The following is a 14,218-nucleotide window of genomic DNA, read 5'->3' on the forward strand; positions in this document are numbered from 1 at the left end:
CGCCTAAGATCTGATCCTCCCAAGACTTGACCGCGAATTCGACAGGAATTTAATCTCCCTGCCTGTTTTGTGAGCTAAAGCTAGCTCAAAGATTAAGCTTTGTCATCAGCTTTTTTTGCATTTTTACTACACTTGAGAAAAAAATACCTGTTGACAAGATTTTGATGCAAACCTTTAGAAATGCCCGCTTTTTTTCGCATAGGCATTTTTCGGCCGCAAACTTGCGTCTACGATAGGCTGCTCGCGCGTCACGCGGGTTTCTTTCCGGCCGCGAAGCGGTTATGACGCTCCCGATATCAACGATCGCCGTCGATTCCGCCTGAGAGCGGAATCCCAACTGCTTTGGAATCCGTCATGCGTCTGTCCCGTTATTTCATGCCCATTCTCAAGGAAAACCCCAAGGAGGCGGAAATCGTCTCCCACCGGCTGATGCTGCGCGCCGGCATGATCCGCCAGCAGTCGCAGGGCATTTATTCCTGGCTGCCGCTCGGCAAGCGCGTTCTCGACAAGGTAAACTCCATTATCCGCGAGGAGCAAAATCGTAGCGGCGCGATCGAGCTTTCCATGCCGACGCTGCAGTCCGCCGAGCTCTGGCAGGAGAGCGGGCGCTACGACGCCTATGGCAAGGAGATGCTGCGTATCAAGGACCGCCAGGACCGGCCGATGCTCTATGGACCGACGAATGAGGAGATGGTGACGGATATCTTCCGTTCCTACGTCAAGTCCTACAAGAATCTGCCGCTGAACCTCTATCACATCCAGCTGAAGTTCCGCGACGAGATCCGCCCGCGTTTCGGCACCATGCGCTCGCGCGAGTTCATGATGAAGGATGCCTATTCCTTCGATCTGACGCGTGAAGGCGCCGAGCACTCTTACAAGAAGATGTTCACGGCCTACCTGCGCACCTTCGACCGCCTGGGGCTGCGTGCCATTCCCATGCGCGCCGACACCGGTCCCATCGGGGGCGATCTCAGCCATGAATTCATCATTCTCGCGGAGACCGGCGAATCGGAAGTTTACAGCCACAAGGATTTCGTCAATTTCGATATCCCGCCGGCCGATACCGATTTCGACGATGCCGCCGGCCTGAATGCGATTTTCGACAAGTGGACCTCTGTCTATGCAGCCACCTCGGAGATGCACGACGAAGCAGCATTCAACGCCATCCCGGAAACCGAGCGTCTTTCGGCGCGCGGCATCGAAGTCGGCCACATCTTTTATTTCGGCACGAAATATTCCGAGCCGATGGGCGCCAAGGTGCAGGGGCCAGATGGCAAGGAGCACACTGTTCACATGGGTTCCTACGGTATCGGGCCGACGCGCCTTGTTCCCGCCATCATCGAAGCATCGCATGACGACAACGGAATCATCTGGCCGGCTTCTGTTGCGCCGTTCGATGCGCTCGTGATCAACATGAAGGCGGGCGATGGCGCTTGCGATGCAGCTTGTGAGAAGATCTACGCGGCGCTTTCGAAGGCCGGCAAGGACGTTCTCTATGACGATACCGATGATCGCGCCGGAACGAAATTCGCCACCGCCGACCTGATCGGCATACCGATGCAGATCATCGCCGGCCCGCGCGCGGTCGCGAACGGCGAAGTGGAACTCAAGGACCGCAAGACCGGTGCCCGCGAAACGATGACGATCGACGCGGCGATCAACAAGCTCTTGGCGTAAGGCCGAACGGAGGCGAAATGGCAGATGCGGCGGTGGACCAGCGGGGTTCGAAATCCGGCTTCGGTCCGGCGGTCAGGCCATTTTCCGCCTTCGAACGCCTTGTGGCGTGGCGTTATCTGCGCGCCCGCCGCAAGGAAGCCTTCATCTCGGTCATCGCCGGCTTTTCCTTCGTCGGCATCATGCTGGGCGTTGCGACGCTGATCATCGTCATGGCGGTCATGAACGGTTTCCGCACCGAGCTGATCTCGCGCATTCTCGGCATCAACGGCCATATGATCGTGCAGCCGGTGGACGGACCTTTTACCGACTATGCGGCGTTGACCGACAGGTTCGCGGCGGTGCCCGGCATCAGGATGGCGCTGCCGCTGGTCGAGGGCCAGACGCTGGCGTCGGGCCAGGCGGGTGCCGGAACCGGCGCGCTGGTGCGCGGCATCCGCGCCGAAGACCTGACCAAGCTCAAGACGGTTTCCGACAATATCAAGTCCGGAGACCTCGTCGGATTCGCTTCGGGTCAGGGCGTTCTCGTAGGTTCGCGCATGGCGGAGCAGCTCGGTCTGCAGGCAGGCGACACCATCACGCTGATTTCACCGGAAGGTGACGTGACGCCGATGGGCATCAATCCGCGCGTCAAATCCTACACGGTCTCCGGCATCTTCGAGATCGGCATGTCGGAATATGACGCGGCGATTATCTATATGCCGCTTGAGGAGGCCCAGCTCTATTTCAACGCCGGGGGCCTCGTTCAGTCGATCGAGCTTTTCGCCAACAATCCCGACGATATCGACAATCTCCGCCCCAAGGTGGAGGAAGCGGCAGGCCGTCAGATCGCCATCACCGATTGGCGCCAGCGCAACCAGACGTTCTTTTCCGCCCTGCAGGTGGAGCGCAATGTGATGTTCATGATCCTGACGCTGATCGTTCTGGTCGCGGCGCTGAACATCATCTCCGGCCTGATCATGCTGGTGAAGGACAAGGGCAGTGATATCGCCATCCTGCGCACTATGGGCGCGACGTCCGGCGCCATCATGCGCATCTTCTTCATGACCGGTGCTGCGATCGGCATCGTCGGCACTATTGCCGGCGTGCTGCTCGGCGTCGTCGTCTGCATCAACATCGAGTCGATCCGCCAGTTCTTCTCCTGGGTCACCGGCACCGTGCTCTTCAATCCGCAGCTCTATTTCCTGAGCCAGCTGCCGGCCGAGATGAGTCTCGGCGAGACGGTCTCTGTCGTCGTCATGGCGCTGGCGCTCTCCTTTCTCGCGACCATTTTCCCCGCCTGGCGGGCCTCGCGGCTCGATCCGGTGCAGGCGCTCCGCTACGAATAAGGAATGCTGATTTCAATGAAACGGAACGTCGTTCTCAAGCTTTCCGGCGTCGAGCGTCACTATGGCCAGGGCGATACCGTGCTCACCATTCTGAAGGGCGCAGATTTTACCCTCCACAGCGGCGAGATCGTCGCCCTGGTCGCTCCTTCGGGCACCGGCAAATCGACGCTGCTGCATGTCGCGGGCCTGCTGGAGCATCCCGACGGCGGCGAAGTCATCGTCAACGGTCAAGTCTGCGAAGGGCTGACCGACGAGAAGCGCACGGCGATCCGCCGGAGCGAGATTGGCTTCGTCTACCAGTTCCACCATCTCCTCCCGGAGTTTTCGGCCCTCGAGAACATCATGATGCCGCAGATGATTGCCGGTCTGGCGCGAAAGGAGGCGGGCGAACGCGCAAAGCAGCTGCTCGACTATATGCGCATCGGCCACCGCGCCAGCCATCGTCCCGGCGAGCTTTCGGGCGGCGAGCAGCAGCGGGTCGCGATTGCGCGCGCGGTTGCCAATGCGCCGACCGTGCTTCTCGCCGACGAGCCGACCGGCAACCTCGATCCCGAGACCGCGAGCTACGTGTTCGATGCGCTGGAGGCGCTCGTCCGCCAATCCGGTCTTGCAGCGCTGATCGCCACGCATAACCACGAACTCGCCGGCCGCATGGACCGTCGCGTGACCATCAGCGACGGTAAGGTTGTCGAGTTCTGATTAGGGACGGATGAGGCCGCCTCGGTAGTCCAGCTCGTAGGCTCTCCGCTCTGCAACGATGATCATTTCCCGTCCGCTGAAGTGATCGCAATCGCCGGTGCTGTGGTCGGCATAAAAGCCGAAGGCATGCTCGAATTCCATGCCGCCCAGGAAGCGACTGTATTCGGCATACATCGTCGAAAGCGCGGCTTTGATGACGGCGCCTGCCTTTTCCCCATCGATCAGCGTCGGCTCGACAATGCGGCCGAAATAGTTCATCACCCAGACGGGCTCGCCGCCCAGCCACACGACTTCTTGTCCGGCGAAATCCGTTCCGCCGAAATAGCTGTCGAGATAGCGCCATTCTCCGCGCTCGTAGCCGATGTCGTGCGATCCGCTGCGGCAGGCGTCTAGCTTTCTCCCGCCGCCGACATAGGTATTTGCCTTCGCTTCGACGATGAAGCCGTTCAATGCAGCAAGATTCATGGCTCTCGGCCTCCCGCGCCGAAGCTTTCCCAAAAACGTATGCCTGTAAAGAACAAAATGAGAACTGGCGACTATTGGCCGCAGATCGATTGACCGGTTTCGTCGCTCCACTGCTCGATGGTGATCACGCGCGGCGCGGCTTTCACGTCCTTTCCGTTCTTCTGCAACTTGCCCGTCAGCGCATTGTAGTCGCATGAACCGCCGGCATTGGGATCGAGCGTGTCGTAGTGATTGTAGGTGTAGCCGGCGACAACAAATTGCTTGTTGCGGTAGGCAAGTGTCAGCGTCAGATCCCAGCGCTCGCGGCCGATCGCGCTGTTTCGGGAATGGACTGCAATGGAGGATTTGCCGGCAGCCTTGATCGTGGGTTCTTGGCCGAAAACGCCGTCTGCATCCGTGCTGCCCCAGATCTTGCTGGGCGCGCTTGCCGAAAGCCTGAGGAGTTCGTGGTCGGCGTCGCGCAGATAGATGTAGATGCCGATCTGCCCTTTTGTCTCCGCATCGGCCGGTGCGACGAGGATAGCCAGATCCAGCTTGCCGTCGCCGTTCCAGTCTCCCGTCGCGCCATCGACGATGGCGCCAGGGTCTATCTCCGCAGCCGACGTCGCCGTTGCGACGAAAATGGCGATGAATGCGATGACAGCCCTCATGATTCTCCTCCGGTTCCGCCGTTAACTATGCGCAAATGATTCCTGTTGACAACAGAACAATAGCGGAACAAATTGGAAACATAACGAGTAAAGGAGAGCCAGATGACTGACATGATCCGTGATATCGCAGCATTCACCTCCATTGCAATGTTCGTTGCCAGCTTTTCGTTGATCCTCATGGCACTGTAATTTTCCAGGGGACCGCATCACTTTCATGCGGTCCGCCCAAGGGACTGCTTCTGGACATCGCTGTCATCAACACCGACAATGCAAACCGATTCATTCGGGCGATTGGAAGGGTATGAAATGGCGGATGCGGAGAGCGGCTTCGTCGGCGGTACGCCGGGTTTCGTGCATCTGCGTGTCCACTCGGCTTATTCGCTCCTTGAAGGCGCGCTGCCGCTGAAGAAGATCCTTTACAAGGCATCGGGCGATAGCCAGCCGGCGATCGCCATCACAGACACCAACAATCTGTTCGTCGCTCTCGAATTTTCGCAAAAGGCGATGGAAGAGGGGCTACAGCCGATCATCGGCTGCCAGCTGTCGATCGACATGGACGGCCTGGAGACAGAAAGGCGCGGCGGTCAGCAGGCGCTGGCCAAGCTGCCCTCGATCGTCGTGCTTGCCGCGACCGCGGCAGGCTACGAGCGGCTCGTCGATCTCGTCAGCCGCGCTTATCTCGGCGGCGACGACAACCAGGCTATTCATATCAGGGCGTCCTGGCTGGAAGAGGCCGGAACCGAAGGGCTGATCGCGCTGACCGGTGCGCTTGGCGGTCCCGTCGATGTGGCACTGAAGCAGGGTCATGCCGCGCAGGCGCAAACCCGGCTGCTTGCCCTGAAGCGCCTCTTCCCAGACCGGCTCTATATCGAGTTGCAGCGCCACGGAACCTATGACAAGCGCCATGAGCAGAAGGTCGTGGGGCTTGCGTATGAGCACGATCTGCCGTTGGTGGCGACCAACGAAGCCTTCTTCCCGACGCGCGACGATTATGATGCCCATGATGCGCTGATGGCCGTTGCCCATAACGCCATCGTCTCGGACGACAGCCGTTTCCGCCTGACGCCGGACCACTATTTGAAGAGCCGCGCCGAGATGGCGAAACTCTTTGCCGATCTGCCGGAAGCGCTGCAAAACACGGTCGAGATCGCCCGCCGCTGCTCCTTCGTCCTCAAGACCCGTAAGCCCATCCTGCCGCGCTTTACCGGCGCCACCGACGATCCCGAGGAGGCCGAACGCGCCGAAGCGCTGGAGCTCCGCCGGCAGGCGGAGGAGGGCCTCGACATGCGCCTTTCGACGCTCGGCATGTCGCCCGGCTATGAGGAGAAGGATTACCGCGAACGGCTGGAATTCGAACTCAGCGTCATCGAGCGCATGCGGTTTCCGGGCTACTTCCTGATCGTTGCGGACTTCATCAAATGGGCAAAGCAGCATGATATCCCTGTTGGCCCCGGCCGCGGTTCCGGTGCAGGCTCGCTCGTCGCCTATGCGCTGACGATCACCGACGTCGACCCGCTGCGCTTTTCGCTGCTCTTCGAACGTTTCCTCAATCCGGAACGCGTCTCGATGCCCGACTTCGACATCGACTTCTGCCAGGACCGCCGCGAAGAGGTGATCCGCTACGTGCAGCAGAAATACGGCCGCGCACAGGTGGCGCAGATCATCACCTTCGGTTCGCTGCAGGCGCGCGCTGCCCTGCGCGACGTCGGCCGTGTGCTGGAAATGCCTTACGGCCAGGTCGACAAGATCTGCAAGCTGGTGCCGAACAATCCGGCCAATCCGACGCCGCTCTCCAAGGCGATCGAGGAGGAGCCGAAGCTTCAGGAGGAGGCAGCGAAGGAGCCCGTGGTGGCGCGCCTGCTCGATATCGCCCAGAAGATCGAGGGCCTTTACCGCCACGCCTCGACGCACGCCGCCGGCATCGTCATCGGCGACCGGCCGCTCTCGAAGCTGGTTCCGATGTATCGCGACCCGCGCTCCGATATGCCGGTCACCCAGTTCAACATGAAGTGGGTCGAGCAGGCCGGCCTCGTAAAGTTCGACTTCCTCGGCCTGAAAACGCTGACGGTACTGAAAGTTGCGGTCGATTTCGTGGCCAAACGCGGCATCAAGGTGGACCTCGCCGCGATCCCGCTCGATGACAAGAAAACCTACGAGATGCTCTCTCGCGGCGAAACGGTAGGCGTGTTCCAGGTGGAAAGTGCCGGCATGCGCAAGGCGCTGATCGGCATGAAGCCGGACTGCATCGAGGACATCATCGCCCTCGTCGCCCTCTATCGCCCAGGCCCGATGGAAAACATCCCGACCTACAATGCCCGCAAGCATGGGGAAGAAGAGGTCGAGTCGATCCATCCGATGATCGATCACCTGCTCAAGGAGACACAGGGCGTCATCGTCTATCAGGAACAGGTGATGCAGATCGCCCAGGTCCTGTCCGGCTATTCGCTCGGCGAAGCCGATCTTCTGCGGCGCGCCATGGGCAAGAAGATCAAGGCGGAAATGGACCAGCAGCGCGAACGCTTCGTCGACGGTGCCATCAGAAACGGCGTGTCGAAGCCGCAAGCCGACAACATTTTCGAACTGCTGGCAAAGTTCGCAAACTACGGCTTCAACAAGTCGCACGCCGCCGCCTACGCTATCGTCTCTTATCAGACGGCCTATATGAAGGCGCATTACCCGGTCGAGTTCCTGGCCGCGTCGATGACGCTCGATATGTCGAACACCGATAAGGTCAACGATTTCCGGCAGGATGCCAAGCGCCTCGGCATCGAGGTCATCGCACCCTCGGTTCAAAGCTCGTTCCGCCAATTTGAAACCGGCGACAACCGCATTTATTACGCATTGGCGGCGTTGAAGGGCGTCGGCGAAAATGCCGTCGATCACATTGTCGAGGTACGCGGCGACGAGGCTTTTGCCAGCATCGAGGATTTCTGCCTGCGCATCGATCCGCGCCAGGTCAACCGGCGCGTGCTGGAAAGCCTGATCTATGCCGGCGCCTTCGATTGCTTCGGCCAGGATCGCGCAGAGCTCGCAGCCGGCCTTGATCGCATTCTGGGCTATGCCCAGCGCGCGCAGGAAAATAAGCTGAGCGGCCAGTCGGATATCTTCGGCGGCGCGCTGTCGTCCGGGCCGGAGAAAATCGCGCTGCCGCCGTTTTCGCCCTGGCTCGCTTCCGAGCGACTGCTCAAGGAGTTCCAGGTGTTGGGCTTCTACCTGACGGCGCACCCGCTCGACAGCTACAACAATATCCTGCAGAAGATGCGGGTCCAGACCTTTGCGGAATTCTCCGCCGCCGTGAAGCAGGGCGCAACCAATGCCCGGCTTGCCGGGACTGTCATTTCGAAGCAGGAGCGCAAGACGCGCACCGGCAACAAGATGGGCATCATCGTCTTTTCGGATTCGTCCGGACAGTTCGAAGCTGTGCTGTTCTCCGAAATGCTGAACCAGTACCGCGACGTGCTGGAACCCGGGAAGTCCTTTGTGCTAACCGCCACCGGCGAGGAGCGGCCGGAAGGCGTCGGTCTGCGCTTGCAGACGATCCAGTCGCTCGAGGAAAAGTCGCTGCAGATGCAGAAGTCGCTACGCGTTTATGTCCGCGATTCCGGTCCTCTGCGCGCCGTTGCGGCGCACCTGAACGCCAAGGGCGACGGCCTCGTTTCCTTCATCGTCATCAAGGAGGACGGCAAGCGCGAGGTCGAGGTCGAACTGCCGCAAAAATACCGCATCACACCGGAAATTGCCGCCGCCTTGCGCGCCGCCCCCGGCATCGTCGATGTCGAGCTTGTCTAGGTCGTGAACTGCCTGAACCAGAATCAGGGAACGCCCCGTTCCTGAAGAAAGGCTTGGGTGATCTGCGCCGCTAGCCGTGCCATCTCGCCTGCGGGAATCTGCAGCACGCCATGCTCGGCCATGAGCGCGTGGTACTGTTGCTCTTCGAGGGGTACGCCTGCAGGCAGAGGAACGACATGGAAATGGAGGTGGCTGTTGGCTTGCTGGCTGCCGAGTGAAAGAACGTAGATTCTTTCAGCGTTGAATGCTTTTTTCAGCGCCCGAGACAAGAGGTGTATATGCCCTTGCAATCGCAGGTATTCTTCGGTCGAAAGATCCTGAGCCAAGTCTTCGCGGTGTTTCTTTGGGGAAACCAAACAGTATCCGGGCAACGTTGGATACTTACTGAGAAAGATAATTGTCTCCTCATCCTCGAAAATGCGATGATGGAAGAACGCAGGATCTCCGCTCACCAGCCCGCAGATAAAACAGGGCCTTGTCGCTATATCGCGCAGGTAGGCTTCGAGATTGAACGGCTGGCGTTTGCTCATGCTGAACATCAAGGACCATGCGTATAAATCAAGATTTTCTTGCGCTGCCTTTCGATTTTAAGCGAAGGTTGTTTTGAGCGCCTTCGCCGCATCCTGCGTGTGGTCTCTGCGGTCAATGAAGTTGCATGCCCGAGGGATCGGGTCATGCAGATACTGATCGGGACCCAGCATCTTGCGATGATTTAACTCGGGCGTGCTGAGCGGATCGAAATCGACTTTCTCGATCGCGCAGCCCCACCCGGGATTACGAGATGCCCACCCCTTCCGATGGTGTTCCAGAAGCCGTTCGCGCCCGGAATAGCCGTGATAATCGAAGGCGATGATGCCGTTCGTCACATACATATGGCCTCCTGCAAAACCCTCGTTCGGAATGATCCGCTCAGCATGGAAACCTTCGAGCGGCGGACGCTGAAGGAAGACACCGGCAAGGATGTGGCAGGCGCCATAGCCAAAGAAGATACGGTCAGGCAGCGCCCACCGCTTTTCAGGATTTTTCTTGATGCCGTGTTTCAGGACATACATGCGTGAGCAGTTCCATTTTCGATCAGGCCCACCACTTGGTTGATCGAACGTTCCAAATGAATCGCTCTATCATGCAACCAGTATTTCATTGATTGCGACGAGATTGCAATTAGGCGGTGCCGGAACCGACTGCAAAAGGGCTGCCGGTACGACGGCCGTGCCGCCAGCCATCGATGAGTTTGCGCTCTAGCGCGTAATTGTGATGAAATCCGTGCCGGCGCCGGTCTCCGGGCCGATGCCGGTGTCGGAAATCGTCAAAGTCGAGCCTGCCGCCAGCATGCCGCCGATCCGGCGGCGTGTTTCGTCGGGTATCGTGATGCGGTCGAGCGCGTTGGCGATCGGCGTGCCGGTCACGATCGAACTCTCGTTGGCGACGATCCCGAGCCGCTTCATTGCCTGCCTGGAAAGGTCGTTCTTGAGCGTTACGCCGAGCCAGTCGGCCTTGCCGTTCTTGGCGTCGACGGCGTGCAGCGCGAAGAAATGCGTGCCAAGTGCCTGCCGTGGATTGTCGATCGTCAGCGGCGCTTCGAAGACCGACATGAAATCCTGCCGCACCATGATAATGCCGTTCGGCGGCTCGCCCTTGCCTGCCGCAGCGTAAACTTCCCTTAGGAGAGTGTCGCTGACGAGCGCTTTGTCACCTTTGAATTGTGCAGGCCGCAGCGCCTTGAAGGTGTTGATGGCCTGAATGGTGGCCGTGCCGACAAGGCCGTCAGGTGTGCCCGTCGAGAAACCCAGCTGGTTGAGATAGGTCTGGATATCGATCACCGTCTCGCGCTCGGTGCGCCGGGAGATGAGAATGCGGATCGGATCGGTGTTTTCCGGTGCCGCGACCTGCGCGACGGGCGGTGGCGCGGCGCTGTTCATCGCCAACTGAACAGGCTCTCCGCGGTTTTCGCCGATCGCCGGGCGCAGTTCCGCATCCGAAAGCAGCAGTGGCGGTTCCGGCAGATCCGGACGGAAGAGATTTGGATGCGCGATCGGCTCGGGCGCCACTTCGGCATCGCTGATGATGACCGGCACGCTGAGATCCGTCATCTTGTAGAGTTGCTTGGCAAAGGCGGCGGGCATGCGCACGCAGCCGTGGGAGGCCGGATAGCGCGGCACGGAATTCAATTCATGAAGCGCGATGCCAGACCAGGTCAGTCGCTGCATCCACGGCATCGGAGCTGCCGAGTAGAGGTTGGACTCGTGGTATTTCTTTTTTTCGAGAACGGAAAAGATACCGTTCGGTGTCGTGTGGCCGGCCTTGCCGGTTGACACCTTCGAGGTCGCGATCACTTCTGTGCCGTCATAGACGACAAGCGACTGCTTGTCCTTGGAAACAAAGATTTGCAGGGTGCGGGCATCCACCGCAAAGGCCGGGTGATGCACGAGTGCGGTCGCCGACAGCAAGCCGAGGCCGAAAACAAAACGCGAGAACATGTGAGCCAACCAATACGCAATACTTGTCCTTCATATTACGGCACGATGCTTAAGGAAGGCTTGAGCGTTCGTCGTTGGATCGGCGTGATCTTTGGCCGCCACAGCAGCCGTGTACTTGCGATTGCCCGATTATCCGTCGCGTTTGCCGCTGCCGAACGTATAGCCGGTCTCCACGGTCTTCTTGCCGAATTTCTCGCGCAGCTTGTCCATCGCGGTTTCCGCCGCCGCGCGCCGCGTGGATTGCTGGTCGATGAGGTCCGGCGGGTCGGCGCGCGCCGGGTCGCAAAGGTCGGTGACGCCGATGCCGATCAGGCGGAATTTCGTGCCGTCCGTTTCCTTTTCCAGAAGCTCGATGCCGGTCCGGAAAATCCTGTCGGCAAGCTGCGTCGGGTCTTCCAGCTTACGGTTGCGCGTGCGGGACTTGAAGTCCGCCGTCTTCATCTTCAAGACGACGGTATTGCCGGCAATGCCGCTCTTCTTCAGCCGCCAGGAGACCTTCTCGGAGAGACTGCGCAGGATCGGCACCAGCTCGTCATGGCGTGAAATATCGTCGAAGAAGGTCGTCTCCGAGGAGACGCTCTTTGCCGGATCGTTGAGGTGAACCTCGCGGTCGTCGATGCCGCGCGAAAGGCGCGCGAGCCTCTGGCCGATACTGCCGTAGCGGCGCATCAGGTCCGTTTCCTCCATCGTCTGCAATTGTCCGATTGTGCGGATGCCATTCGCTTCGAGCGTTGCCGCGAAAGCCTTGCCCACGCCCCAGATCGTCGTCACCGGGCGCGGCGCCAGAAACGCCACGGCTTCTTCGCGGCCAATGACGGAAAAGCCGCGCGGCTTCTGCAGGTCTGAGGCCACCTTGGCGAGGAACTTGCAGTAGGACAGCCCGACGGAAACCGTGATACCGATCTCCTTTTCCACTCGACGGGCGAATTTCGCGAGTGTGCGGGCCGGCGGGTCATGGTGCAGGCGCTGGGTGCCGCCGAGTTCGAGGAATGCCTCATCGATCGAAAGCGGCTGCACAAGCGGCGTCAGCTCCTGCATCATGGTGCGGACCTCGCGGCCGACCTTGATGTATTTCTCCATATCGGGACGGATGACGACCGCCTGCGGGCATGCCTCCAGCGCCTTGAACATCGGCATGGCGGAGCGAACACCGTGGATGCGGGCGATGTAACAGGCAGTGGACACCACGCCGCGCTTGCCGCCGCCGATGATGACCGGCTTGTCGGCGAGCTCCGGATTGTCGCGCTTTTCCACCGCCGCATAGAACGCGTCGCAATCGATATGTGCGAGGGTCAGATCATAGAGTTCCTTGTGCCGCACGAGGCGCGGGCTGCCACAAGCCATGCAGCGGCGCGCCTCGCCCTTCTGCTCGGCAAGGCAGTCGCGACAGAAGCCGGGCGTCTTGTCAGGGGTGAGGGTCATCGTGGTGAGAACAAAGATTGAACATTGTGAGACTACGCTTTAAACTTCCGAGTCTTCAAGAGACCAGAGAGGTTTGGCTTTGGATATCGATCTGCGTTTTGAGCCGGTGACGCCGGAGCGCTGGACAGATTTCGAGACGCTCTTCGGTCCGCGCGGTGCCTTTTGTGACTGCTGGTGCGTGGCTCTCAGATTGCCGCATGCAGTGCGCACCAAAATGCGGCCCGATGAGCGGAAAGAGTATATCAGAAACCGCATCGCCGCCGGTCCGCCGCCCGGCATTCTCGCCTATGCGGATGGCCAGCCGGTCGCCTGGGTGCAGGTGGGACCGCGCCAAGATGTTGCTCAATTCAACTCGCCGCGCACGGTTTCCCGGCCGCTGGAGGGGGGCGATACGCTGGACCCGTCCATCTGGGCTGTGAGCTGTTTCTTTCTTTCGCCGCCACTGCGTGGCAAAGGTCTCAGTCATCGCCTGCTGCAGGGCGCGGTCGATCACGCGCGGCAAAACGGCGCGCGCTGTCTCGAAGGCTGTCCCATCGACCATACGAAGCAGTCGAAGTCGGTCACGCTCTGCATCGGCTCGACCGCGATCTTCGATGCGGTGGGCTTCGAGCCGGTGGCACGGCGAAAGGACGGGCGGCCGCTCATGCGGTTGGATTTGGCGCAGTGAGGCTTCGAGCTGCGTCGGCTTCAGTGAAATGACGGCCGATCAGCGATGCAGCCTCGTTCCAGTCGTAGATCCGCTGAATGTCGTCCATGGCCGCAGGCGCGAAACGGTGAATTTCGGAGACCGGCATCAGATGCAGCAGAAGGCAGTTGTCGACATGTTCGCGCACCGAATGAAGATTGACCGCCATGTCGTCGATGAAAGCAACGGGCAGGGGACGCGCGCCATGCAGCGCCTTGACGACCGGCCCTTTCGGCTGACGGGTCGCAAGCAGCGGGTAGGGGAGGCTGAAGCGGTCGAGCAACCGCCGCCGTTGATCCGCATAGACCGGCGGCATTGCGGTCAGGAAAACGATATCGGCAGTGGCGGAGAGCCTGCCGAGCGTCTCCGTGGCCCGCGAAAGTGGCAGCTGCCACTCCTCCTGCCGTTCGAAGAAGGTTTCGATCAGCCGGCTGACATGGATAACCTCGAGCGCAACCCCATCTTTAGAAACGATATTGCCATGAAGATGAAACGAACGCGGCAAAAGCTCATGCCCTTCTTCGAGAAGAAACCGCTGAAAGGGATCGATGAACTGCAGCACGACGTCGTCAACGTCGCAGACGATCAGCGGCCGGTCGCCGAGGCGCACATGCGAGATGTCGAAAGTCCCGGTCTCCATTGCGCTCAGTATTCTCCGGGTTCGAGGCCGGGAGAGGAGAAATGCCGCCATACGGCAGCGAGCGTATCGGGCTTCGTGCCGGTCGCCTCGCAAAACGCCACCGCCGTTGGCTCGTGGTTCATCAGGAAATCCAGCATGCCGGCGAGGAAGCCAGGATCGTGGACGGCGTTGCGGACCTGGGCAGGCTCGACGCCCGTCAGCGCCAGGAAACGCGAGAACATGTCGGGTTCGTTCGCCAGCCAGCTGAGAACGGCAATCGCCGTCTCCTGGGGGTCTGCGGCGAATTGTTTGGAAGTCTTGAAGTTGCTTTGCATTTCGCTGGGTAAGTTACCTTTTCTTCAACCAAATACCGGTAGTTTACCACTATCGGTTTCCTGGATTCGTGCGCC

At 60.0% G+C, this 14,218-nt stretch carries 13 protein-coding genes; 5 read left to right on the forward strand and 8 right to left on the reverse strand.

The features are described 5' to 3' along the window. Positions 1-354: 354 nt before the first annotated feature. Genes proS through ACW4PC_RS02850 form a run of 3 tightly spaced genes read left to right on the forward strand, consistent with a single transcriptional unit; the run spans position 355 to position 3,701 of the window. On the forward strand, positions 355-1,677 hold the full coding sequence (proS, locus tag ACW4PC_RS02840; RefSeq protein ID WP_455872760.1) for a proline--tRNA ligase: 1,323 nt from the start codon (positions 355-357) through the stop codon (positions 1,675-1,677). Between the two features lie 17 nt (positions 1,678-1,694). Continuing rightward, positions 1,695-3,002: a lipoprotein-releasing ABC transporter permease subunit gene (locus tag ACW4PC_RS02845; RefSeq protein ID WP_455872761.1), complete on the forward strand. Its 1,308-nt coding sequence runs from the start codon at positions 1,695-1,697 to the stop codon at positions 3,000-3,002. Between the two features lie 15 nt (positions 3,003-3,017). Next, the gene (locus ACW4PC_RS02850; protein WP_455872762.1) at positions 3,018-3,701 is read left to right on the forward strand and encodes an ABC transporter ATP-binding protein; all 684 of its coding nucleotides are present in this window, start codon (positions 3,018-3,020) and stop codon (positions 3,699-3,701) included. On the opposite strand, the gene ACW4PC_RS02855 is transcribed toward ACW4PC_RS02850, so the two are convergent. After that, positions 3,702-4,166 (reverse strand): DUF5680 domain-containing protein, encoded by a 465-nt coding sequence (locus ACW4PC_RS02855; RefSeq protein WP_455872763.1) that lies wholly within the window; start codon positions 4,164-4,166, stop codon positions 3,702-3,704. A 71-nt stretch (positions 4,167-4,237) separates the two neighbouring features. Then, entirely contained in the window at positions 4,238-4,816 is a 579-nt protein-coding gene (locus ACW4PC_RS02860) for a hypothetical protein (RefSeq protein WP_455872764.1), read from the reverse strand. A 306-nt stretch (positions 4,817-5,122) separates the two neighbouring features. Between ACW4PC_RS02860 and dnaE the strand changes: the two genes are divergently transcribed. Then, complete coding sequence (gene dnaE / locus ACW4PC_RS02865; RefSeq protein WP_455872765.1) at positions 5,123-8,605, forward strand: DNA polymerase III subunit alpha; 3,483 nt, start codon at positions 5,123-5,125, stop codon at positions 8,603-8,605. A gap of 23 nt (positions 8,606-8,628) precedes the next feature. On the opposite strand, the gene ACW4PC_RS02870 is transcribed toward dnaE, so the two are convergent. The 4 genes from ACW4PC_RS02870 to ACW4PC_RS02885 all read right to left on the reverse strand — a co-directional run bounded on the left by ACW4PC_RS02870 (position 8,629) and on the right by ACW4PC_RS02885 (position 12,504). Beyond that, a complete protein-coding gene (locus ACW4PC_RS02870) occupies positions 8,629-9,135 on the reverse strand; it encodes an HIT family protein (RefSeq protein WP_455872766.1) in 507 nt (168 codons plus the stop codon). A gap of 57 nt (positions 9,136-9,192) precedes the next feature. Continuing rightward, positions 9,193-9,657, reverse strand: coding sequence for a hypothetical protein (locus tag ACW4PC_RS02875; protein WP_455872767.1), 465 nt, complete (start codon positions 9,655-9,657; stop codon positions 9,193-9,195). A 186-nt stretch (positions 9,658-9,843) separates the two neighbouring features. Continuing rightward, complete coding sequence (locus ACW4PC_RS02880; RefSeq protein ID WP_455872768.1) at positions 9,844-11,082, reverse strand: L,D-transpeptidase family protein; 1,239 nt, start codon at positions 11,080-11,082, stop codon at positions 9,844-9,846. Between the two features lie 129 nt (positions 11,083-11,211). Beyond that, positions 11,212-12,504: a DNA polymerase IV gene (locus ACW4PC_RS02885; RefSeq protein WP_455872769.1), complete on the reverse strand. Its 1,293-nt coding sequence runs from the start codon at positions 12,502-12,504 to the stop codon at positions 11,212-11,214. Between the two features lie 79 nt (positions 12,505-12,583). Between ACW4PC_RS02885 and ACW4PC_RS02890 the strand changes: the two genes are divergently transcribed. Continuing rightward, complete coding sequence (locus ACW4PC_RS02890; RefSeq protein ID WP_455872770.1) at positions 12,584-13,171, forward strand: N-acetyltransferase family protein; 588 nt, start codon at positions 12,584-12,586, stop codon at positions 13,169-13,171. Here the strand turns inward: ACW4PC_RS02890 and ACW4PC_RS02895 are convergent. Beyond that, positions 13,146-13,829, reverse strand: coding sequence for a hypothetical protein (locus ACW4PC_RS02895; protein WP_455872771.1), 684 nt, complete (start codon positions 13,827-13,829; stop codon positions 13,146-13,148). The genes ACW4PC_RS02890 and ACW4PC_RS02895 overlap by 26 nt on opposite strands. Positions 13,830-13,834: 5 nt before the next feature. Beyond that, on the reverse strand, positions 13,835-14,143 hold the full coding sequence (locus ACW4PC_RS02900) for a DUF3572 domain-containing protein (protein ID WP_455872772.1): 309 nt from the start codon (positions 14,141-14,143) through the stop codon (positions 13,835-13,837). Positions 14,144-14,218: the final 75 nt, after the last annotated feature.

This window comes from Rhizobium yanglingense, from assembly GCF_977109285.1.